This window comes from Microcystis viridis FACHB-1342, assembly GCF_014698335.1.
Classification (GTDB): domain Bacteria; phylum Cyanobacteriota; class Cyanobacteriia; order Cyanobacteriales; family Microcystaceae; genus Microcystis; species Microcystis ichthyoblabe_A.
In genome coordinates this window covers 23529-46713 of sequence record NZ_JACJSV010000023.1, presented here as the reverse complement: position 1 = coordinate 46713, position 23185 = coordinate 23529, and the positions used below count along the sequence as shown (strand labels likewise).

Here is a 23185-nt window from a genome sequence, read left to right as displayed (position 1 = left end):
CTATTATTAAAATCTGCATCACTATTCATTGGAAAATTCAAAATTAGGAGCATCAAAAATGAATATACAGGACTTAGAGATTTTGTATGAGAGTCTTAAAAGCAAACAACCAAGCAGTCAAACCCGTTACATCTCTTATCATAGTCTATACAAAACTGCTTTTATGTTTAAATCTATTTTTAAGCAATATAATATGATTGATGACGTTTCTCTTGATGAGTTTCTTTTATGTTATCCAGTTTTAGCATTGATTGAATCTTTAATCCACGAAGTCAATATTGATCTAGGAAGCAATCAACAGAATAACTTATCATGGGATGCTAGAAAGAAAATTATTCAATCTTTTTTAAAGGAATTTAACTTAGAACATCCTACTATCCTAAATGCTATGGAGAACTTAGGAGAATTTTTTCACCTTGGCAGTCAGTTAGTGACTTCTGAAACAATAACTCATCAAGAGGTGATTCGTGCTTCTGAATTGCAGTCTTCCGATATTAATATGCTTTACTTTACTTTAATTTCAATACTAGGTAAACCTTACAAAACTGAAGTTTTTGAGCTTATGTCACCGATCAACATTTTGCTAGAATTTCATGATGATTTTCGTTCCTATCAAGAGGATAGAGCAGCTGGTAACTATAACACCTACTGGATGTTTCAGAAATTGTATGGAGAGGAAGCACACCATTATTTAAAAGCAGAAATAGACCGTTACAGTAATCTATTTGAGGCAACCCTGAAAGGATTATCTGAACAAGAACAAGAAGTTTATTCAGCAAAATGGTCTCGTTTATGGCAAGATGTATTTACCTATTTCTCTAGTGGTGAACTTCTTCGTCAAGCTGTTTTAGAAGGGGTTTAAACCTGTTATTTGACTGTACAAACTAACTTATTTGTTTAAAAATTCAAAAAGGAGAAACTAAAATGAACCCGCCAATGTCCCCTGGGATGATTGAAAGAAAAAAAACCGTTAGTCAAATGCCTTATATTTCCTATTATAGTATCTATAAAGCTACTGCATTTTTAAAGCCTTTTTCCAAAATATATTGTCCAATTTATAATATTTGTGATGATGAATTTTTTGTTTATTATCCATTACTCCTATTTATTGAAGCTGTGATCTATGAAGCCGATATGGAAGTAGAGAGTAATCAAAAAGATGGTTCACTATTAACTCAAACTTCTCCCTGGGATTCTAGAAAGAGAATCATTCAGTCTTTTTTAAAAGAACACAACTTAGAACATAATACAATCGTCAATAAGCTAGAAAAGGTGACAGAATTTGTTAAACTAGAAAATAAGCTAGTCACTTCTGAAAAAGTAACTCATGAAGACGTGATTCGCGCTTCTGAATTACGGTCTTGTGATTTTAGGGTTGTACATTCTGCTTTAGTTCAGATTTCAGATAAACCCTACAGAAGTGAAATTTTTGACCTGATGGAACCTAGGGAAGTTTTAATAGAATTTAATGATGATCTTATTTCCTACAAAAAGGATATGGCAGCTGGTAATTACAATACCTACTGGATGTTTCAGAAATTGTATGGAGAGGAAGCGCATCATTATTTAAAAGCAGAAATAGACCGTTATAAAAATCTATTTGAGGAGAAACTTAAGCGATTTCCTCAAGAAGAACAAGAGATATATTTAGTAACATGGTCTCGTTTTTGGCAAAGATTTCCCTATCTCTCCGATGCCGAACTTATTCATCAGGTTGCTCTAGAAGGGATTTAAAAAACACATGACTAAACCTGTGACTCAACAGTTAGACCTGAAAGCGGAAGTAAATTTGGATTCCTCGATTCAATTTGAGCAATCGCTTTCCAAGAATGTACTAGAGCCAAAAGCTATCTTATTGACAGGAGCAACTGGTTTTCTTGGTGCTTATTTACTCGAAGAACTTCTCCAGAAAACCAGCGCAGATATTTATTGTTTAGTTCGCTGTTCTAATATAGAAGAGGGTAAAAATCGTCTTCAAAAAAACTTAGAGTTTTATTCTCTTTGGCAAGATGGTTTTAATTCTCGTATTATTCCTATTGTTGGAGATTTAGGGAAACATTTATTCGGTCTTTCTCAACTAGCATTTAATGAATTAGCAGTAATAATTGATATTATTTATCACAATGGAGCTTGGGTTAACTCTGCTCGTCCCTACTCCACCTTAAAACCGGTAAATGTCTTGGGGACGCAGGAAGTGCTAAGGTTAGCTAGTAGGGAGCAAACTAAACCCGTTCATTTTGTCTCGACTCTTGGGGTTTTTCTCGGTGATAATCAGGAGGAAATTGGCAGAATCACTGAAATGGATAGCCCTAATTTTGTTAATCTGCAAGGAGGTTATCGCCAAAGTAAATGGGTGGCAGAACAATTAATGATGGTCGCACAAAAAAGAGGATTACCTGCTTGTATTTATCGTCCTTCAAGAATCATCGGGAATAGTAAAACGGGGATTAACGGTAATTTCCAAGATTTCCTGTGTATTTTGCTAAAGGGTTGTATTCAATTAAAAAAATTCCCCGATTTAAACACACAAATAGATATCGTTCCCGTTGATTATGTCAGTGGGGCAATTGTCGGTTTATCCCAGCAAAAAAACCATGCTGGCAAAGTATTTCATTTAATTAATTCTCAGCTAATTTCCTGGGAAACTTTCTTTAATTCTCTTCAACTTTTAGGCTATTCCTTAGAAAAAGTTGATTATGATAATTTTTATGCCGAATTAAAATATCAATTGTCCCAGTCTCCCAAGAATACACTATATTCATCTTTATTACTGCTTTTGAAACTGTCAAAACTATTTTCCCCTGATAAGCTAGAATTTGACGCAACTCGAACATTGATAGAATTAACAGAGCTATCTATCTCCTGTCCCGTTATTGATGAAAAATTGCTCAGTTTATATTTTTCTTACTTTCAGAAAGTTGGCTATTTTCCCCCTATTCTAGACCATAATTTATAGGAAAAATCTTCAATTCTTGCTATACATTTTTAAGATTTTGGAAGATAGTAACTGGCTGATGAGGATTCGTAACAATTTCCGACCATATCTGCATGAAATCTCGGTTAATTTGAGTCATTGAATCAAGCTCAAAATAATCTTTTTTATATTGCCACCAACCCTTAAGAGAGGGTTTTGGGGAAGTTTTATTTTCCCAGAGTATTAACTCTAAGTCGGGCCTAACTTCAAACTCTTCCATTTCCCAAGATGTCACCTCTAACCCAGGTAGTTTCAATTCTTCTTCGGGGGACTCTGACAAAACCGTAATAACTGCTTTAAAACTAGAATTATCAAGGCGATATTCTGGTTTGATGACTTTGGCTAAATGCTCAAAGGGAACATCTTGATACTCTAAAGCTTCTAATACTACCCTTCTCACTTGCGTTAGTAACTCTTTAACAGTAGGATTACCACTTAAATTAACTCGGAGCAACATTATATTACTAATTAAACCGATTAGAGGCTTCAGGTGTGGATGATTACGAGCGTCACGGGGAGCGCGGATGATAATATCTTCACAGCCACTATAGCTATAGAGTAAAACAGCAAAGGCTGTTAGTGCAGTCATAAATAAAGTGATTCTTTGCTCTTGACAGAGAATGTTTAATTTCTCTGTGAAATCCCTAGGAATTTCAAAATCAAAATTAGTCCCTAGACTTGAAACCGATGAATCGGATAATTTATCACTAGATTTAGACGGCGAAATCAGGTGTGGGGGAATTTTTAAGGTTGGTGACTCTCCCGCTTCTAAAATACGTTTATAGTGGTTAATTTTCGGCTCAATTAGTTGAGAACTAAAGGATTTTAGTTGCCATTGAACATAATCAACATACTGGATAGGTAAGGGAGGTAAAGGGGAGGAATCACCTAAGACAAAAGCCTGATAAAGTAGCTCCAATTCTTTAAAAAAGAGCGTCAATGATGAATTGTCTATAATAATATCGTGGATGTGAGTGAGGAGAATGTGCTCCTTCTCATCCAAACGAATTAATATCAGTCTGATTAAGGGGCCATTAATCAAGTCGAAGGGTTGATTAATAATCTCTTGTAATAATCTTGCTAATTCCTCACTTTTCTGGTTCTCTGGCCAGGGTTGTAAATCAATTATGGGTAGGTTTTTTTCGGTGTAGGGGTTAATTAACTGAACGGGGGAACCGTTGACTTCTCGAAAGGTGACACGCAATATTTGATGGCGATAGATAATCTCATTCAAGCTGGCTGTTAAAACTGCTAAATTGAGGTCTCCTTTAAGGTAGTGTCGTCTAAAATTACCTGAAAAATGGATGACTGTGTTGGATTTTTCATAGGACCATCTTTTCTGTTGAGTCAAAGATAAGGGAAAATAAGGACAGCCAGATAAGGAATCAATCTCCAGGGAAGAATCGGCAATAAAATCCTCGTCTATGATTAAGGGATTGATTACCTCATTAAATTTTATCTTGTCAATTTTTTCGATTAGTTCTGGATGATTTTTCCGTAAATATTCGGCAAATTCAGCCACCGTTGCGGCATCAAGAATAGTTTCTACAGCAAACTTTTTTTCAAAATAAGACTCTAGCCTCTTACAGAGGGCAATAACTTTGAGGGAATGTCCCCCCAATTCAAAAAAGTTCTCATCAATTCCTACTTTTTCTAATTCCAAAACCTCCGCCCAAATTGCGGTTAATAGTTCTTCCTCTGGGTTTCGTGGCGGTGTAACCAGACGAGAAGTGTCATAATTTAGAGGCAATTTAGCTAAAGCTACACGGTCAACTTTATCATTGGGGGTCAAAGGCATCTTTTCTAAAATTACTAATGCCCGGGGAATCATATAATGGGGTAACTTTTCTTTGAGATAGTCGCGCCATTGAGCGAGGACTTGCTCGACTTTAACGGTGGGGTTAATAACAGCATAAGCGATTAATTGAGGATCATTTAACTGCTCTTGACGGACAATGACTACCGCTTGGTGAATGGCGGTATTTTCGTTTAAGATGCCTTCAATTTCCCCTAATTCAATTCTTAAACCACGAATTTTAACTTGAAAGTCTATACGCCCTAACCATTCAATATTACCATCGGGAAGATAACGGGCTAAATCGCCGGTTTTGTATAACTTCGCCGATGGATTATCATCAAAAGGATGGGGAATAAATTTTGCCGCAGTTAATTCGGGACGATTGAGATATCCCCTAGCTAAACCTACTCCCCCAATATGTAATTCTCCCGCAACCCCCACAGCCACTTTTTTGAGAGACTGGTCGAGGATATAAGCTTGCGTATTGGCAAGAGGACGACCGATGGTTAAGGGACTATCAGGGCTACATTCTGCTATGGTGGCATCAACGGTGGCCTCGGTGGGTCCATAGGCATTAAAAAAGCGTCTTCCCACTGACCACTGGGCCATCAAGGCAGGGGGACAAGCTTCTCCGCCGACAATTAATACCTGTAGGTGTTTTAAGGGTGCTTGAGGGAGGACGGCTAATACTGATGGGGGAATTTGTGCATGGGTAATAGCTTTTTTTTGCAGAAAATTAAGCAAGTTATCCCCCGGAAGTAAGGAGTTAGAATTTCCTAGACAAAGTTGCGCTCCCGAAGAAATAGCGGTGAAGATTTCCGAAACGGAAGCATCAAAATTTAAGGAAGCAAATTGCAGAACACGACTTGAGGTATCTAAATTAAATAGTTTAATTTCTGTTTGAACTAAATTAACTACTCCTTTATGAGTAATTAAAACCCCCTTAGGTAGCCCGGTGGAGCCAGAAGTATAGAGAATATAGGTTAAGTTGTCCGAGTTTACAGTAGTTTTAGGGTTTTCTTGACTTTGTTGAACTAGGGACTGATCTTTATTGAGAAAAATTACTTTTATCTGGTCAAGGGGTAAATTTATAAGGGGTTTTTCCTGTGTCAATAAGATAGATATACCGGCATCTTCTAGGATGAATTTTAGCCGTTCTTGGGGGTAAGCAGGATCCAGGGGTACATAACCCCCTCCCGCTTTGAGAACACCTAAAACCCCGATGATCATTTCTAGGGAACGCTCAACACAGATTCCTATTAATTGTTCTGGTTTTACTCCTAATTCAATTAAATAATGGGCGATTTGGTTGGCGCGGTCATTTAACTGCTTATAGGTTAAGCAGCAATCTTCAAAACTTACCGCAATCTGATTAGGGGTCTTCTCCACCTGGGTTTCAAATAATTGATGAATTGTGGTGGAATAAGAATAATTTTCTCCCCTAAAATTCTCCTCAATTGGCTGTAATTGTACTTCAATCATGATTTAAGTAGCTGGTTATAATTAAATTAAAAATGGATTTTAGGTTCGATCCCCCCTTAGTCCCCCCTTAATAAGGGGGGTGCCGATCCTCCCTTAGTCCCCCCTTAATAAGGGGGGCATCTGAAAGTTTTCAATACCTACCTACTTAAGATACTGCAAAAAATCAATTATGTTTTCTAAGTCTGGTAACACTGTGGCCAATTCCCGTTCATGTTTGCGCCATTTTTCTTGTCTAGGAGCAGATAGGGTTCTTTGAGCGATGGGTAAGGGTTGAGAGAGAATTTGCTCGATTTGTTTGTCTTGATGCAGTTGGGCAAATTGGGCAATATGATTAATGGTTTGCCCGGGATGTTCAATTAAATCGCGATAATTGACCGAACACCAACAGGAAGGGTTGAGGGACTGAAGGTCTTCTATTAGGTAGGAATTAGCCATTTTCCACTGATAGGCGGCAATTTCTACCAGAGAAGATTCCTGGAGAGATGACCAACCGGGTACGAGCAGAAAACTCCACTGACTATGCTCCCAACCGGGTAAGGGTTGATAGCTAATAAAACGTTGCGATCGCCATCCTTCTAATAAACTACTAATATTTTCCCTAGCATCTCGATAAAGATAGATAAAGAGAGCATCGGGAAATAAAGCCATTAGGAAAGGAACTCTTAGGGCGTTTTTGGGCGTTTTTTCTAAAAAACGAATTTTGTTAGGACGCTCATTTTCAGCAATGTTTAAATATTTTACCTCCTCCCGATTTTGTAATTGTTGGGTAAAACCTTTTCTTAGAGTTGCGCTAATTTCTGGGGTAGCATCGCCTTCATCCAAGCGGTTAGAGCTAAAATTGCGTGCAGCTGGATGTAAAGCGGGTATTCCTTCGATAATTTCGTGACTTTCATCTCCAATCGTCCATAAATCGGGGAATTTAGCCAGGGTTTCAAACAATAAACTACTTCCTGCTCTGGGTGCAGAAACAATAAAAATCGGCTTTTCAAACTCTGGGATTGAGAGGTTTTTATCTTCTACTTCTAGCTGAGATTGGTGCTTTTTTTTGACAATTAACAAACGCTTTCTCTGCATCAGAGAAAGCATCTCGCCATCTTTTCCCCTCAGGGGTGGGGAAGGCGATAGGGTTGAAAGCATGGAAGTAATAGGATTAATTATTTCTTGGATTGCCACCGATGAAGATAGCCATTTTTGTAATAATGGTGCAATTTTTCGGCTAAATTCCCCGATTAAATCTCGATAGGCTAATTCTCCTCGATAGTTCTGTCCAAATTTGGCAAAAACCGCTTGCCATTGGCTTTGAAATTCTGCCAGTTTTTCGGTCAGTTGCTCTAGTTGTCCCTGGGGAAGCGAGCAATTTTCGAGAAGACCATAAATAGCGGCTACTTGCTCCTCAATTTCCGTAGCAGTAAGCACGGGTAAATCGTTAAGTGGGACCTGAGCTAAACTGTTTGTTCTGCACATCTCATCTGGGTCATTTTCAACAATGAACAATTATTAGTTAGCGATTATCCAGTTTCTAGATTTTAACTGAGTAAGGAGTTCTGACCCCCCTTACTCAGGGGGGAAACTGACAATTTTTAACACCCACCTACTTACTAACTTTTGAGTTTTTTGAGAGATGCTGCTAAAGTTTCGCCCACATAGTCCCCATAAAGAATCCCCTTAGCGGTTAATTCAATTTCTTGGGTAGATACGGTGACAAAACCATCTCTTTCAAGTGTGGACAAAGTTTCCGCGCAAAGGGATTGTAATTTAAACCCATGTCTTTGCTGAAATGCAATTAAATCAAAACGTAATGTCTTGATTCCTAGTAAAACTTCCCGCACCATCTGGTCCAAGCTAGTCAGCTTATAACCGCGAGATAAGGGTAGTTCTCCTTGGGCCAGAAGGGTCGCATATTTTTCCATATCGCTAGTATTTTGTAACAGAGAATCCCCTAAACAGCCAAAAGCAGAGACTCCCAGACCATAAAACTCCATTCCGTGCCAAATATTAAAAATGTATTCACTGCGATATTGTTTGATACTTGTGGCCAAATCGCTGTCATTTTTAACATAGGTAAAATGACTCCAAGGATTATAATTTGCTTGGGCAAAGCGCTCCATGGCCAACTGCATAAACTGCATTTCTAGCTCTGCTGATGGCAATTCTATAATTTCTTGGCGAACCCCTTGATCAAATACTTGGGTATTGGCAAAAGCTTCCATTTTATAAACGGTGATGCTTTCTACTCCGGTTTTCAGAGCGCATTCTAAGCTTTCTTGCCAAGTTTCTACAGTTTCTCCGGCTAGTCCACTCAATAGGTCAATATTAATTGACCATTGCCCCTCGCCAGCTTTTTGAGCTACATCGATCGCTCGATAAGCTTGTTTTTCGTCATGACCTCTGCCACTCAGTTTGATGATTTGATCATTAAAAGATTGAACACCTAAACTTAGGCGATTTACCCCTAATTCTTTGAGTACCCTCATTTTTGATGGGGAAACACTCAAGGGTTCTGCTTCTACGGAAAACTGTTTCTTTTCTTCAAAGTAGGAGAAATTTTCGCGTAAATTCTCGACAACTTGGACTAACTGGTTTCCGGTTAAGGTAGTGGGAGTTCCTCCGCCAAAATAAACCGCCTGAATCCGTCGGTTTTTCAAATTGAATCTTTCGGAAACGAGTTTAATTTCTTGGCAAAGCGTATCTACATAGGCCTGTACTTGGCTCTCTTTTAGGTCAACGGTTTTGTAATAACAAAAAGCACAGCGTTGAGTACAAAAGGGGATATGAACATAGAGACAGACTGGCTGTTCTTCTAGTTTTTCGGCGATTACCCCTGCTTTCCACTGGCGAAAGGGGGGATAGTTAGGATTTAAGGGTAAACGTTGCGGCGTTTGGGTTTTCGGAAGTTCGATGGTTAAAGTCATGGTTTTTGACTGAGATATTGTTATTGAGGTTGCATTAACTCTAGATCAAGCTGTGACCGTTAATTGTTCACTTGCCGGCATTTTCTGGGCAATACAACTAGCTAAAACGTTAAGATTGCTAAAGGATTCTAGATTTAAATCCGATTCCGCAAACTCAACCTCGAAATGCTGTTCTGTCAAAGCAATTAATTCAACTACTGCGATGGAATCCAATCCTAACCCGTCTTCAAATAGGGAGGCGGTTTCGTCAATTTCCTCGATTTTGAGATTGACATCCAGTTGTTCGGCAATAATTGTCTTGAGTTGATTTAAAATATTTGTCGCCATTTTCTAAGCTTTGGGTAAAAAACTGACTAATTGCTGATGGTCGATCTTCCCGTTGGGTAACATCGGTAAGGTTTTCAAAGTGACAATGCGGTCTGGAATCGCTCTTTTCGGTAGTATATCAAAGCACAATTCTCTGATTTCATTCTCAGACAGATGACTCCCTTTTGTCAAGACACAAAAAGCGACTATACCTTTGCCTCTTTGACTCTCTCCATGGCATTGAACCGCAACCGCTTCAATTTCCCCTAAGGTTTCCATATTTTTCTCGATGTCAGAAAACAAGACCAATAGACCATCCCGGTTAATACTGCGATCGCATCTTCCCCAAACTTCTAGATGACCGTCTAAATGTAGCTTACCTAAGTCTTTAGTAGGGAACCAATCATCGGAATTTGTTGACATCAGCGGCACTCCTGCCGGATCAACATAACCATCAAAACCTAGGGGATGCTGACAGCAAATTTCCCCAACTTCTGACATTTCCGAGTTTAAAGATTTATTAAGACGCAATCGCACACTTGGCATAGGTAAACCGACTGTTTGACAACGGAGGGATAATTCTTCTTGGGGATTACCTGCGGCAATTACCCCCATTTCTGTACTGCCATATAACTTAACCAGGGGGCCGAAATTCTCTTCATATTTAATAAAAGTGTTTTCTTTGATCAGATCTCCCGCCACCACTGTTAATTTATACTCTCTGGCTGATTTTCTGCCTTTAACTAAGGTTTCACAAAAGCTAGGAGTCATAAAAGCAACATTAGGATTAAAGTCTTTTTCTCTCTGAAGATAGCGTAAAAGGTTAGCACCTTTCTGTAAATCAATAGAGGCTCCAACAGCCACACTAGGAAGAAAAGCAGCCCCTAAACCATAGAGATGATAAATCGGGACTGGAATCGCCACTCTCGCCTCTGAATTTAATCTCAATCTTTCCACACAGTTAAGCACATTTTCTAGCAATTTAGTCTGAGAATGAACCACTATTTTGGGTGTTCCTGTACTCCCAGAAGTCCTCATATACAGCCTTTTACCTTTATCATCAATGGTTTTGTATTGATGATTTTCGGTAATTTTTAGCCAATTGCTAATCTGATCTAAATTGTCAGTTTTTTCTAGTTTGGGAGTGAGGCAATAGCGACAAAACTCAGGAATAATAGAGGGCGAGTTTGACTGAGGCTGCAAAAAGAAACTATAGCCCTTTTCTAACAAAAATAACAGGGTTAAAGCACTGGGAAGAGAATTTTCACATTCCAGGGCCAAGCAGTCTGCTAGATCGATTTTTTCTTGCCTGAAAAAGCTTGACAAATTGTCAAATATTTCCCCAACATCTTGCCAAGAATAGGTTAAACATCCATCGGTAAGCACGTTGGACTGATACGAGTCTAGAGAGGGGATGCGGGCTATAAATAAGCTGTTCAACATTTACATTGGTATGGAAGGTTACATGGGGAGTGGCGTAGTGGCAGGAGAAATCAGGGCAAACCCAGCTCAAACGCTATTGATAATTGGTCAATTTTGTCGGCCGTTGGTCTGCTGTCTAGGCATTTCAAATGCTACCAGTCAATCAGAATATTTACGAATTGTCAAGGATTTTTAAAATAGGTTTATCCCTCGGTAAAAGTGTGTTAGACTCCGGGAGATTGATTTTTAGGAGTTTCTCATGGACGAAGTTAACGAACAGGCTGGCGCTGATGAATCTTCATCCCAGAATGTTAACGAACAGGCTGGCGCTGATGAATCTTCATCCCAGAATGTCAACGAACAAGCTGCCGCTTCGGAATTTTCTTGGGAGGAAATCAGCAAAAAACTAAAGGCTGCCCCGGGTGAAATCAGCAAAAAACTGGCATCCTGGGGGGTTTCTTTAGACGAAGTAGCCAAGAGAATTGGTTCTTTGGGACTCCCAGGCGTAATTCTCGTGGTCACGGTATCCACCTCGGGAGCTACCACTTATCCCATTGCCTTCGCTTTGGCAGCTTTAGGGGGTCCCCTTGGCGTTCTCGGCGGATTAGGACTGCTTGGCCTAACCACTGTTGTGGGAGATGCCTTGACGAACTATGGAATTGAAGCGGTTCTTGCCGCTATCTATAAAGATCGTCGTAAACAGGAAGCTCAGGAAGACTTAATCAAAGAAGTTGAAGGTTTACCGATTACCCAAGCACTGAAACTGAAGCTCAAGCAGCAAATAGAGTCGGTAGAAGTTGTGTCTGAGGATGTTGGTTCCCCAAGAAAAATTGAAATTGTAGAGTAATGACTTCAAGTCATGCCTTGTTTTTTACTCTGATTTCGTCTTCGTCTTTGATGACATCAACTAAGTTGGTTGCCTTGAATTGAATTAACCCCTAAGTAAAGAAAGGATCAGTTTTATGTCCGCTCAACAAAGTGTTGTGTCCAATGTTTTGTTCTTTGATGGTAAAGGAGATTATGTAGAGATACCTAATTATCCTAACCCAACTGAATCTATGACCATTTCTGTTTGGGCTAAGAGCAATACTCCCACTTGGAACCAGACTGGATGTTTAGTCAGTAAACGGGATGCCTTCGTATTATATCCCGTTGCTGGTGGTAAATCAATCAGGTTCTGCATCCCTTCCCAGGGTTGGCAAGAAACAGCAGTTGACCCGAAAATAGACATCACTCAATGGCATCATTATGCAGGAACCTTTGACGGTAAGAGTATCCGTTTGTATATTGATGGAGAAGAAGTAGCCCGAAAAGACTATGTGGGAAAAATTCAAGCAGATAACGGCTCCTTGTTTATCGGTTGGGATGATGGAATAGGGGGACGGTATTTTAATGGACAAATAACAGAAGTGTGTCTATGGAACATTGCCCGAAGGGAACAGGATATCAAAGGGGATATGTACCGGCGACTAAAGGGCAATGAACCAGGCCTGGTGGGCTATTGGCCCCTTAATGAAGGTTCAGGTAATATCGTCACTGACAAAACCGGTAAGGGCAGTAATGGCACAATTAACGGGGCAACATGGCAGCAAGAACAACTCCCCTTAACTGCCAAAGCCTCTAAACCCAATATTGTCGTTTTCCTCACTGACCAAGACAGTGCCGCCGTTGCTGAACGCTGGCCGCAAAGCTTTGAAGATGAGCATCTACCGGCCCTGAAACGACTGAAAAAGAACGGGCTGACCTTCAACAAAATGTTCACGGTAACGGTGGCCTGCTCTCCCAGTCGGGCTACTCTGCTCACCAGTACCTATCCCAACCAACACGGTGTCATCAACACCATTGCCGAGCCTTTTTCCGATATTATCAACCGCTATGAGGATAGCTACGGACAATCCCTAGAACAAAAGCTTCTTAGTCCCACCCAGGTGAACCTAGCTCGGGTTCTGAAAGCGGCTGGTTATAAGGTCTATTGGAAAGGCAAATGGCACTTGAGCGTTCCCAAGAGTGACACCGATAAGTGGTCAAGCGAAGACATCGAATACATGAAACAGTCCTACGGTTTCGATGGCTGGACTCCGCTTGATGCGGGAGTTGCCCGCAATGATTTAACCAAGTTTGGCAAAGGAATTTTTTACAATGATGAACGCTATCTACGGGGTGTAGAAGGGGTCAAAAAAGTCATTGAGCAAGATGCCAAGGAAGGACGCGGAGCTTTTAGTGGACTTTCCCCGGAGAAAAAGGAAGAGAAAAAGCAAAAGATCTTGGATAGAATTGACAAGGCCATTCCCCGGGAAGAACAAGGGGTTCTCGAATTTATTGAAAATTACAAATCCGAGGACGGTCCTTTTTGCTTGGTGGTGTCTTTGGTCAATCCCCATGATATTCATGTGGCTCCTACCTTTGAGAAAGATGCTGGCTATTCCCTAGAGGACTTTAAAGATTTTAATCTTCCCATTCCCGAAACTGTCTTCGAGGATCTATCCTTTAAACCAAGCGTCCAAGAAATTTTTAAACAAGGCTGTCAAGTCAAGGAAGATCAACGCTTAAAACGGATCAAGGAAGCGCGACGCTTAGAACTGAGCGACGAAAAGGTGTGGTATGAAGATTTACCAGAACTAAAAGATGGTCAATTCGCTACCAATAGTCAGCAAGTTCAGCAGATGTTTGTTAACTTCTACGGCTATCTGAAAAAACTGGCAGATAACCAAATCAATGAAGTGCTGAATGCCCTTGAAGCTAAGGGATTAATTGACGATACCTTAATCGTGCGGACTTCCGACCATGGGGAAATGTGCCTGGCCCACGACCGTCAGCGAGAAAAGCCTTTCAATGCCTACGAGGAAGTGCTTCGGGTTCCTCTGATTATTTCTAACCCGAATCTGTTCCCCAACGCCGTTAGTACCGATTCCTTTGCCACGACCTTGGATATAGTGCCAACTCTGGCTAAATTTGCTGGGGTATATGATCTGTTCCAGTTTGCCTTTCAGGGTTGTGACCTAACGCCTTTATTCACCAATCCCCATCAGGAAGTCCGCGATGCCATTCATTTTACTTTTGATGATGGTACGCTGCCTCCCCGGTTTTTCAAAACCATTCCCCGACGTATCCGTACTATCCGCACCAAAGAGTGGAAATATTCTGTTTACTTTAACGACGAGGGGACTAATTACGAGTACGAAATGTACGACCTAGTCAATGACCCTCTGGAAAAAACCAATGTTGCGGGTAAACCAGAATATTTAGAAAAATTCCGGCAACTACACGCGCAATTGATCACCCAGATGGTTAAGTTAAAAACTGTTCCGGGTCGTTTTTCTATCTATACAGAAGAGATGAAGCAACAGAATTTTATTCCTCCTCTGTATTGGCCGACGGAAGACGAGGCCGAATATGAAGCCATCATGGATTATGCGGCTAACCAAGCTCAGTCTTCCTACCGGCACCGAGATCACAAGGAGGTGATCAAAGCCCAGGCAAAAGATGTTGATCCCGATATGTGGTGGTTGGGAATCTAATCAAAGCGCCGCGGCAAAACAACTAAGTAGGTGGGTGCCATTGATTTGCACCCACCTGTAATGGGAGCATACCGCCCACACTGGGTCTTACATTCAATGAGACCAACCTACTTAGGGCTTGCTGAATAAATCTAAAAACCTTGTTGGATAAGGCTTTTAGACTTTTTTGACCTCAAAAAGTGCCGACCATTGGAGGGATCGGGGGTAAAATTCAGGTACTTTTTCCCTGAAAATTAGGTAACTGACTACCTCAAAATCGGTAAAACCCTACACCCCACCTGCCCCCCCGATGTCGGGGGGGTTGGGGGGGCCACACCCTGCCCCCACCAACAAACTTTTTCAGCAGACCCTACTTAGTAGATTGTCCAGCTTAAGGTTGTGTTTACCCAGTTATAACAAGATGCCCAGAGAGCGCTTAGGCACATCGATCGGCTAACTTTAAATCTATCCAGCAAATTAAGGAATTGTGCCATGATGCCAGCGAAACTACCGAATCGGTGTAAAATCGAGTTGCTAAAAAATAGTTTTAGCAAAACCCCTCTTAATCTTTCGGAGTTAAGCACACTCCAGCGAATCATTTTAATAACCGATGGGACTCTGACCGACATTTTAGAGATTTATTTGTTGGAAAAAATGTCAATTGTTAAACTGTCTGAAGAAGCGGTATATTTAGAGGAAGACTTGCCGGTTTTAGATCTTGAAAAAGGTAGCAAAATTATCAAAAGAAAAATATTTCTTTGCAGTACAGTCAGCCAAAAAAAATTAGTTTATGCCGAGTCTATTATTGTTATTGATAGACTAGACACCAAGTTTCAAGACGAATTAATCAATTCAGGAAAACCCATCGGTAAGCTTTGGTTAGAAAATCGGATGGAAACCTTTAAGGAAATCGTTGATTTATCTCAAGAACCTGCGGGGGATTTGGCTGAGGATTTTAAAATCAGTCCAGAAGAAAAACTTTTTTCTCGTACCTATCGTGTTTTCTCTCAGAAGCAAGCGATTATGATGATTACAGAAAAATTTCCCGAGAGTTATTTCGTCTAAAAATATCTCTGGAGTCATTCCATTAACAACCATCTCAACTTTGCTCATTCAATCATGTTTAATCTTCAGCGAGAAAATCCCGGGCAAATGTCTGATAGAGACACTGTCTTGCAGATGGTAAGGGGTTTTCAGATTAGCCAATGTATTTATGCGGCCGCCAAATTAGGAATTGTTGATCTGTTGGCAGATGGAACAAAATCTTATCAAGAGTTAGCCACTGAAACCAATACTCATGCTGATTTACTTTATCGTTTTTTGCGGACGTTAACCAGTCTGGGGATTTTAGAAGAAACCCAACCCAACTATTTCCAAAACACTGCTTTAGCAACTTATTTAAGAGATAAGCAACAGGGAACTGTTCGCAATTTTCTGATGGCCGAAATAGAAGAAAGTTATGCTAGTTGGGGAAATCTTACTCAAAGTTTAACCACAGGTCAAGGTGCTTTTGAGTCTATGTATGGTGTCAATATTGAAGAGTTTCATCAACAAAATTCCGATCAAGCTGAAGTTTTTGATCAAGCAATGGTTGATATAACTGCAATTCAAAACCCCCTGATTTTGGCCGCTTATGATTTTTCTGTCGGGGAAATTGTCGCAGACATTGGTGGAGGATATGGAAAATTTCTGGCTGCTATTTTACAAAAATATCCCCAGATTCAAGGGGTGCTATTTGAACAACCCTATTGTATTGAGCAGGGGAAATATCTACTAACACAAGAGGGAGTGATCGACCGTTGTAGTTTGATTTCTGGGAGCTTTTTTGACCCCATTTTCCTTAAAGCAGACATTTATTTATTGAAGAAAATTCTGCTCAATTGGGATGATCAAAAAGCCCTTGAAATTCTCAAAAACTGTCGTCAGGCTATGGACCCATCCTCTCGATTGTTAATCGTGGATCGAATTTTGCACAAAAATCGTTGGAAGGATAATTTAGCTGATCTCAATTTATGGATGCTAGGTTCAGGAAAAATTCGATCGGAATCTGAATTTAGGGTATTATTAGAAACGGCTGGCTTTCAAATAACTAAAATTATTGACACTCAGTCTATAGAGAGTTTAATTGAAGCTACTCCACTCTAAACCAGAAACTTAAATACCGCTCTGTTTGCCAAACTACTCAATTCAACCTTATTAGGAAAAATTTTATGACTAACAACATCTCTACTAAACCTCTCAAGCATATTGCCATCATTCCAGACGGTAACAGAAGATGGGCAAAAAATCAGGGCTTATCTCCCCAAGAAGGTCACAGAAAAGCATTTATAGAGGTGGCACCTTCCCTATTAAAAACGCTTTGGGATAAGGAAATTTACGCTGCGACATTGTGGCTGTTCTCCACCGAAAACTGGAAGCGTTCCGATAGCGAAGTTGACAACTTAATGGATGTTTTTAGTCAGTTTCTCAGCAATTTATTGCCTTTATCGGGTAAATACTCAGTACAGTTGCGACATTTAGGTAGAAAAGATCGCCTTCCTGAAAATCTCTTGTCTATGGTTGAGGAGGTAGAGCATAGCACCAAAGGAATGACCGGTCACATCTTCAATTTTGCCCTAGACTACGGTGGTGAAGATGAGATAATCCGCGCAGTCCGCCGCCTAGTAGAAAAGGGGGTTAAACCGGAAGAGATCGAACCTCATCAGCTAATGGATCAATTTTGTCCGCCGCCAGATCTGATTATTCGGACCTCTGGAGAATGTCGGTTATCTGGATTTATGCCCCTACAGAGTTGTTATAGTGAACTCTACTTTACAAATACCTTCTTTCCCGATCTAACTCCGGCAGATATTGAAGAAGCTATCCACTGGTTTCAAAATCGCGAGCGTCGCTTTGGAAAATAGGATCAAGCAAATTAAACCAACTATAGCACCTGAGTTAAATCAAATTACTTTAGTTCCCATGACTCAATCTATTCATCAATTATTGGAACAGCAGGTACAACGCACCCCTGAAGCGATAGCTCTGATTGGGGAAAACTGGCAAATTAGCTATGAAAGCTTAAATCAAAAAGCCAATCAACTGGCCTATTATTTACAAAAATATGGGCTAAAACCGGAAAGTCTCGTCGGTTTATCTGTGGAACGTTCCCCGGAAATGGTGATGGCCCTTTTGGCTATTCTAAAAGCCGGATGTGCCTATGTTCCCCTCGACCCCGACTATCCCCCGGAGCGCTTGGATTATATGATACAAGATGCTCAATTATCTCTCATAATCACCAACAGTTATTTAATCGGTAAATTCGGGGACAATCAGACAGTTAAAATTCTGAAATTGGATGAAGATTGGGGGCTAATTGCCCTGGAAAAGCCAGAAAATCCCGATATTGAAGTTAACCCCGAAAACCTCGCTTATATTATCTATACATCAGGTTCCACCGGAAAACCCAAGGGCGTGATGATTGAACATCGCTCTGTGGTTAATTTTATTGAAGTGGTTAAGACTACTGCTAATCTCAGTCAAAGCGATCGAATTTTACAATTTGCCTCGATTAGTTTTGATGTTGCCGTCGAGGAAATTTATCCTTGCTTAACTGTTGGTGGCACGGTTGTTTTGCGAACTGAGGCGATGTTAAGCTCATTTTCTAGCTTTATCCAAAAGTGTCGAGAATGGCAACTGACAATCTTAGATTTACCCACAGCTTTTTGGCAGGCTTTAATTACCGAATTAGCACGAACTAAGGAACTCTTCCCCGAATCGGTGCGATTATTATTTGTGGGTGGAGAAAGTTTATTACCCGAAAAACTCAAACTATGGCAGCAATATATAGAAGAAATGTTACAAACCGGGAAACTCCGCCGAGTACCCCAATTAATTAACGCTTATGGACCGACAGAAACCACCGTCGAAGCAACCTATTGTGATTTATCTGATTATAAATTAACAGAAAACTGTACCTCTGTCCCTATTGGTCGTCCCATCAATCAGACACAAATCTATATTCTTGATCAGAATTTACAGCCTGTCCCCCAAGGAACTCAAGGGGAATTATATATTGCTGGTATTAGTTTAGCGAGAGGTTATCTCAATCAGCTAGAATTAACCCAAGAAAACTTTATCAATAACCCTTTCAATCCCTCCGAACGGCTTTATAAAACTGGAGATTTGGGTCGCTATTTAGCCGATGGTGACATTGAATACTTAGGACGCATTGACAATCAAATTAAGATTAGAGGTTTTCGGGTAGAACTAGGAGAAATTGAGAACGTATTGATTCAACACTCGGCGATTGAGTCGGCGGCGGTTATCCTCAGCCAAGATCAATTAGGGGATAAACAGTTAATCGCTTATGTCGTTCCTCATCTAACTTCTGAGGATTCCTTAGAACAGGAAAAAACTCAACAAGAATATCTGGCTCTTTGGAAAACTGTTAATCAGCAAACTGACAGTCAAACCCCTATTCAAAGTGATCTTACTTTTAATATTATTGGTTGGGATAGTAGTTATGACGGACAGCCAATTCCCAAAGAAGAAATGCACGAATGGGTGGATAAAACCGTTGAAAGCATTCAAGAGTTACACCCAGAAAAAGTTTTAGAAGTTGGCTGCGGTACGGGATTATTATTAACTCGAGTTGCCCCCGATTGTTCCGAGTATGTAGGTCTTGATTTTTCTCGTCCTGCTTTAGATCATATTCGGAAAATTCAGCAAACAATAGGCGGTTTAGATCATGTAACTTTGTGGGAAAGAAGCGCCGATGACTTAGCGGGATTGGAGTCAGAAAGTTTTGATACTATTATCATCAACTCTGTGCTGCAATATTTCCCCAGTACCGCCTACCTACTGCAAGTTTTAGAAGGGTTGATTAAACGGGTTAAAAAAGGAGGTCATATTCTTGTTGGAGATATTCGTAATTTAGCCCTTTTGCCAACCTATTGTACTTCGGTAGAAGCTTATCGAGCTAATGATCATGTTCTTGCCTGCCAATTGCGAGAAAGAATTACCCGCAAACAACAAGCAGAAGAAGAGTTGTTATTACATCCCTTTTTCTTCCTAGCACTTCAACAACAATTTCCTGAAATTACTCATGTGCAAATAAAACCCAAAACTGGGGTTTATGATAATGAATTAACTCGCTTTCGTTACGAGGCGATTTTATCTATCAATAGTTCCGTTGAACCGTTGACAGAGATTGATTGGTTAGACTGGCAAAAAGAACAACTGAACTTAGCCGAAGTTAAACGTATTTTAACTGAAGATCAACCGAAAAATTTAGGTATTTCTCGTATTCCTAATGCTCGTTTGAGTAAGGAAGTTAAGGTTCAACAATGGTTAGAAGAAGCTGATCAAAGCGACTCACTTAAGCAACTAAACCAGTGGCTAGGTCAGCAGCCGAAGCATGGGGTAGAAATTGATCGGATAATGGCTCTTGTGGAGGACTTACCTTATCACCTAGAGATTAGCTGGATTAACACCGATGCCAGAGGATATTATGATCTAGTTTTTAGCCATAAATCCGCACCATTCCAACCAGCAATTTTTCCCATTAGTTCTCCTATTGAAGATATATTTACCTATGCCAATAATCCAATCGAGATTAAATTTAAGCAGCAATTAATATTAGAACTCGGTCAATTTCTTAAAAGCAAATTGCCAGAATATATGAGGCCAAATGCCATCAGTATTTTAGACAAATTGCCCCTTACGCCTAATGATAAAATAGACCGTCTAGCCTTGTCAAAACTGGCAAAACCGAGTTATATATTAACCAGTAATAAAGCTAATTTTGTAGCTCCTCGTAATCGAGAAGAAGAAATATTAGCGAACTTGTGGTCTGAAGTTTTGCAACTAGAGCAAATCGGTATTAATGATAACTTCTTTGAGTTAGGCGGCAATTCTCTCAAGGTCATTATTTTATTGAATAGAATCCAAGAAAGGTTGAATAAAAACTTGCAGATGCTTGACCTATTTCAGTCACCCACCATTGCTGAATTAGTAACTTGTCTGTCAGAAAAATCATCAACATTTAACAGAATTGAAGCAACAAATCTCCAACCCGCCGACGAAATTCGTTATTATCCGCCCTCTTTTGCTCAAGAGCGATTTTGGGATTATCGTCATTTAGGTAGCTTTTATTATCTACCTAACTACTTCCATCTGGAAGGAAAGCTTAATATAGCTGTTTTGGAAAAAAGTCTTAATGAGATTATTCGTCGCCATGAAATTCTAAGAACAAAATTAGAAAAAATCAATGGTTCTTTAAGGCAGGTTGTCTATCCCAATACAAAGATAGCTCTTGAAATTATTGATCTGCGAAACCGCTCAGAAGTAGAACAACAGCAAGAAATAGAAAGAATAACCGCAGAAAAAATCAAAAAACAAGTTTTTCTGGACAAAGATCCTTGGTTGTTCGTTAATCTACTACAATTGTCAGAAACATCTCATATTTTGCTGATCGGTTTACACATGATGCTGGCCAATGAACAATCTTCGGAAATATTAATGCCAGAATTGAGCCTTCTCTACGATACTTTCCTCTCTGATAACCCTTCTCCTTTGCCCGAATTACCCCTACAGTATGGCGATTATGTGATTGCCGAACGTCAATCTCTTACAGAAGAAGGACTAAAAATAAGGCGCGACTATTGGCAACAGTGGTTAAGTCAAGAACCCCAGCCTTTAAATCTTCCCACTGACAGACCGCTACCAGAGGTGCAAAGCTTCCAGGCAGTCACCCTAGAAACAGAGATTTCTCCTGAACTGACTACTCAGTTAGAAATTTTGAGTCAGAAACAAAAAGTGACTTTTTTTACCACCATCGCCACTACCTTTGGACTTTTACTCCATCAGTACGCTCCGAAGGAAAGTCTCGTTATCGGCGTTCCAGCGATTGATAGCAATCAGCAGCAATTTGCATCTGTAATGGGAGATTTTGGTAAGCACTTGCTTTTAAGACTTGATTTTGGCGAAAATGACCACTTTTTCCAGCTATTAAAACGGGTTCAACAGGAGATGCTTGCTGTCATCACTCACCAAGATGTCCCTTTTGAGCAAATCGCCAAAACCTTTGACCCGCCGATAGAGCGAAATAAACGCTTTTTTAGAGTGTATTTAGACTTTTTGCAAAAAGCTCCCACAGAGCATTTAGAATTATCGGGTTTGAATGTCACCCCCATACCGCTTAAATTATCAATGGCAAGAGTAGATTTAGGAGTATTGTTCTGGAAAAAAAATACCCCTTCCGGAACTGTTATTAAGCTATGGTGGAAGTATAAAAAAGATTTGTTTGAAGCGGATACCATCGCTAGGATAGCGTCAAATTTTGAAAATTTATTAGAGGTAATCGTCAATCAATGAAAACCGATCAATCCCACGTTTTCAATACAACTCGTTGGCATAATACCTGTTTAATGGCAGAATCGGGAAAAGGTATTTATGTTTATGATTCAGAGGGAAAAACCTATCTAGATGCCATCGGGGGGACTCATGTTATTTCCATCGGTCATGGTGTCACAGAAGTGGCCGATGCCATGGCAGAACAAGCTCGTCAACTGTGTTTTATTCATAAGGCTCAATTTACCAGTGAACCCCAAGAAAAGTTAGCTAATGTGGTGACAACAATGGCTCCCGAAGGTATGGATAGAGTCGGTTTTGTCACCAGTGGTTCAACCGCTAATGAAATGGCTTTTCAAATAGCTCTTTATTACCATAAACTACGAGGCAAAGCCAGCAAATACAAAATTATTTCTCGTTGGCATAGCTATCACGGACATACAATTGCCACTCTCGCCATGACTGGTAGTAGGTTTGTGCGAGAAAGTTTATCACCCTTTGACCTCTTAAATTTTCCCCATATTCAAGCACCTCACTGTTATCAATGTCCCTATAAACTTACCTATCCCAGTTGTGAATTAACTTGTGCTAATGAACTAGCAAGAATAATCGAACAAGAAGGAGCAGATACCATAGCAGCTTTCGTGGCTGAACCGATTATTGGCGGTGCCGGGAGTGCCATTGTTCCGCCTCCTGGCTATTATGAAAAAGTGCGAGAAATTTGTGATTTCTATGATATTCTTTGGATTTCTGAGGAAGTTATCACAGGTTTTGGTCGAACGGGTAAAAACTTTGGGGTTGACCATTGGGCGGCAATTCCCGATATAATTACAGCCACGAAAGCCTTAAGCAGCGGGTACGCTCCCATTGGTGCAGTTATTGTTCATCAACGGGTTCGGGAAGTATTTGACAATGCAACTAAAAATATACCCCTGTCATTGTTTACCTATGCCGGTCATCCTATTAGTTGCGCTGCGGCTTTAGCTGTGCAGAACTATATGGCTAAACATAATTTAATAGAACGATGTGCAGTGATGGGTAAATACCTCAAACATCAATTAGAAAAACTGGCTGAACGGGAGCCAATCATAGGCGATGTTCGGGGGGAAGGATTATTAATAGGAATTGAATTTGTTAAAAATCGAGACAATCATCAACCTTTTTCTCGTTCCCTGGGTATTACTGAAAAAATTATGCAAGTAGGCTTAGAAAATGGATTAATCCTCAGAGGGAGGTTTGGTACTGGTGTCGGAGTTGATGGAGACCATATCTTAATTTCGCCACCCTTTATTATCACAGAAAGTCAATGTGATGAATTGGTGGAAAAGTTAGAGTTAACTTTCAAGCAGGTAAAACAGTCTTTAAAATTGGTTGAGGTGTGTTAAAGATGATCGCTCAAAACAGTCTGCTACAAACAGCTAAATCCTATCGGACTCTGGCGGCGGTTACTATTTCCAAAGGC

At 40.2% G+C, this 23185-nt stretch carries 15 protein-coding genes; 10 read left to right on the top strand and 5 right to left on the bottom strand.

Going from position 1 to position 23185, the window contains the following annotated elements; translation table 11 throughout:
- Window positions 1-58 precede the first annotated feature (58 nt).
- From H6G40_RS09725 to H6G40_RS09715, 3 genes are all read left to right on the top strand, one after another.
- Complete coding sequence (locus tag H6G40_RS09725; protein ID WP_190537592.1) at window positions 59-862, top strand: hypothetical protein; 804 nt, start codon at window positions 59-61, stop codon at window positions 860-862.
- A 62-nt stretch (window positions 863-924) separates the two neighbouring features.
- A complete protein-coding gene (locus tag H6G40_RS09720; protein WP_069474149.1) occupies window positions 925-1734 on the top strand; it encodes a hypothetical protein in 810 nt (269 codons plus the stop codon).
- 7 nt (window positions 1735-1741) lie between these two features.
- Entirely contained in the window at window positions 1742-2956 is a 1215-nt protein-coding gene (locus H6G40_RS09715; protein ID WP_069474150.1) for an SDR family oxidoreductase, read from the top strand.
- A gap of 19 nt (window positions 2957-2975) precedes the next feature.
- Here H6G40_RS09715 and H6G40_RS09710 read toward each other — a convergent pair whose 3' ends face one another.
- From H6G40_RS09710 to H6G40_RS09690, 5 genes are all read right to left on the bottom strand, one after another.
- Window positions 2976-6254 (bottom strand): non-ribosomal peptide synthetase, encoded by a 3279-nt coding sequence (locus H6G40_RS09710; RefSeq protein ID WP_069474151.1) that lies wholly within the window; start codon window positions 6252-6254, stop codon window positions 2976-2978.
- 141 nt (window positions 6255-6395) lie between these two features.
- Window positions 6396-7718: a sulfotransferase family protein gene (locus tag H6G40_RS09705; protein ID WP_069474152.1), complete on the bottom strand. Its 1323-nt coding sequence runs from the start codon at window positions 7716-7718 to the stop codon at window positions 6396-6398.
- A gap of 134 nt (window positions 7719-7852) precedes the next feature.
- Window positions 7853-9166, bottom strand: a complete 1314-nt coding sequence (locus tag H6G40_RS09700; protein WP_002738346.1) for a coproporphyrinogen-III oxidase family protein — start codon at window positions 9164-9166, stop codon at window positions 7853-7855.
- Window positions 9167-9211: 45 nt separating this feature from the next.
- Window positions 9212-9493 carry an acyl carrier protein gene (locus tag H6G40_RS09695; protein ID WP_002738446.1) on the bottom strand — a complete coding sequence of 94 codons (282 nt, stop codon included), beginning with the start codon at window positions 9491-9493 and terminating at the stop codon, window positions 9212-9214.
- Between the two features lie 3 nt (window positions 9494-9496).
- A complete protein-coding gene (locus tag H6G40_RS09690) occupies window positions 9497-10915 on the bottom strand; it encodes an AMP-binding protein (RefSeq protein WP_190537590.1) in 1419 nt (472 codons plus the stop codon).
- Between the two features lie 238 nt (window positions 10916-11153).
- Between H6G40_RS09690 and H6G40_RS09685 the strand changes: the two genes are divergently transcribed.
- From H6G40_RS09685 to H6G40_RS09655, 7 genes are all read left to right on the top strand, one after another.
- Window positions 11154-11741 carry a hypothetical protein gene (locus H6G40_RS09685; protein ID WP_081330812.1) on the top strand — a complete coding sequence of 196 codons (588 nt, stop codon included), beginning with the start codon at window positions 11154-11156 and terminating at the stop codon, window positions 11739-11741.
- Window positions 11742-11856: 115 nt separating this feature from the next.
- The gene (locus H6G40_RS09680) at window positions 11857-14412 is read left to right on the top strand and encodes a sulfatase-like hydrolase/transferase (protein WP_069474154.1); all 2556 of its coding nucleotides are present in this window, start codon (window positions 11857-11859) and stop codon (window positions 14410-14412) included.
- A gap of 471 nt (window positions 14413-14883) precedes the next feature.
- On the top strand, window positions 14884-15456 hold the full coding sequence (locus H6G40_RS09675; protein WP_008199669.1) for a chorismate--pyruvate lyase family protein: 573 nt from the start codon (window positions 14884-14886) through the stop codon (window positions 15454-15456).
- Window positions 15457-15543: 87 nt separating this feature from the next.
- On the top strand, window positions 15544-16536 hold the full coding sequence (locus tag H6G40_RS09670) for an acetylserotonin O-methyltransferase (RefSeq protein ID WP_242028736.1): 993 nt from the start codon (window positions 15544-15546) through the stop codon (window positions 16534-16536).
- Between the two features lie 65 nt (window positions 16537-16601).
- Entirely contained in the window at window positions 16602-17294 is a 693-nt protein-coding gene (gene uppS / locus H6G40_RS09665; protein ID WP_069474156.1) for a polyprenyl diphosphate synthase, read from the top strand.
- A gap of 58 nt (window positions 17295-17352) precedes the next feature.
- On the top strand, window positions 17353-21747 hold the full coding sequence (locus tag H6G40_RS09660) for a non-ribosomal peptide synthetase (RefSeq protein WP_242028735.1): 4395 nt from the start codon (window positions 17353-17355) through the stop codon (window positions 21745-21747).
- Window positions 21744-23108, top strand: coding sequence for an aminotransferase family protein (locus H6G40_RS09655; protein WP_081330813.1), 1365 nt, complete (start codon window positions 21744-21746; stop codon window positions 23106-23108). Before H6G40_RS09660 ends, H6G40_RS09655 begins: the two co-directional genes overlap by 4 nt.
- Window positions 23109-23185: the final 77 nt, after the last annotated feature.

Coding starts and splice junctions, on each gene's coding strand:
- H6G40_RS09695 (WP_002738446.1), bottom strand. CDS start 9,493: ATGGCGACAAATATTTTAAATCAACTCAAGACAATTATTGCCGAACAA.
- H6G40_RS09660 (WP_242028735.1), top strand. CDS start 17,353: ATGACTCAATCTATTCATCAATTATTGGAACAGCAGGTACAACGCACC.
- H6G40_RS09715 (WP_069474150.1), top strand. CDS start 1,742: ATGACTAAACCTGTGACTCAACAGTTAGACCTGAAAGCGGAAGTAAAT.
- H6G40_RS09680 (WP_069474154.1), top strand. CDS start 11,857: ATGTCCGCTCAACAAAGTGTTGTGTCCAATGTTTTGTTCTTTGATGGT.
- H6G40_RS09720 (WP_069474149.1), top strand. CDS start 925: ATGAACCCGCCAATGTCCCCTGGGATGATTGAAAGAAAAAAAACCGTT.
- H6G40_RS09700 (WP_002738346.1), bottom strand. CDS start 9,166: ATGACTTTAACCATCGAACTTCCGAAAACCCAAACGCCGCAACGTTTA.
- H6G40_RS09685 (WP_081330812.1), top strand. CDS start 11,154: ATGGACGAAGTTAACGAACAGGCTGGCGCTGATGAATCTTCATCCCAG.
- H6G40_RS09710 (WP_069474151.1), bottom strand. CDS start 6,254: ATGATTGAAGTACAATTACAGCCAATTGAGGAGAATTTTAGGGGAGAA.
- H6G40_RS09670 (WP_242028736.1), top strand. CDS start 15,544: ATGTCTGATAGAGACACTGTCTTGCAGATGGTAAGGGGTTTTCAGATT.
- H6G40_RS09725 (WP_190537592.1), top strand. CDS start 59: ATGAATATACAGGACTTAGAGATTTTGTATGAGAGTCTTAAAAGCAAA.
- H6G40_RS09675 (WP_008199669.1), top strand. CDS start 14,884: ATGATGCCAGCGAAACTACCGAATCGGTGTAAAATCGAGTTGCTAAAA.
- H6G40_RS09655 (WP_081330813.1), top strand. CDS start 21,744: ATGAAAACCGATCAATCCCACGTTTTCAATACAACTCGTTGGCATAAT.
- H6G40_RS09690 (WP_190537590.1), bottom strand. CDS start 10,915: ATGTTGAACAGCTTATTTATAGCCCGCATCCCCTCTCTAGACTCGTAT.
- uppS (WP_069474156.1), top strand. CDS start 16,602: ATGACTAACAACATCTCTACTAAACCTCTCAAGCATATTGCCATCATT.
- H6G40_RS09705 (WP_069474152.1), bottom strand. CDS start 7,718: ATGTGCAGAACAAACAGTTTAGCTCAGGTCCCACTTAACGATTTACCC.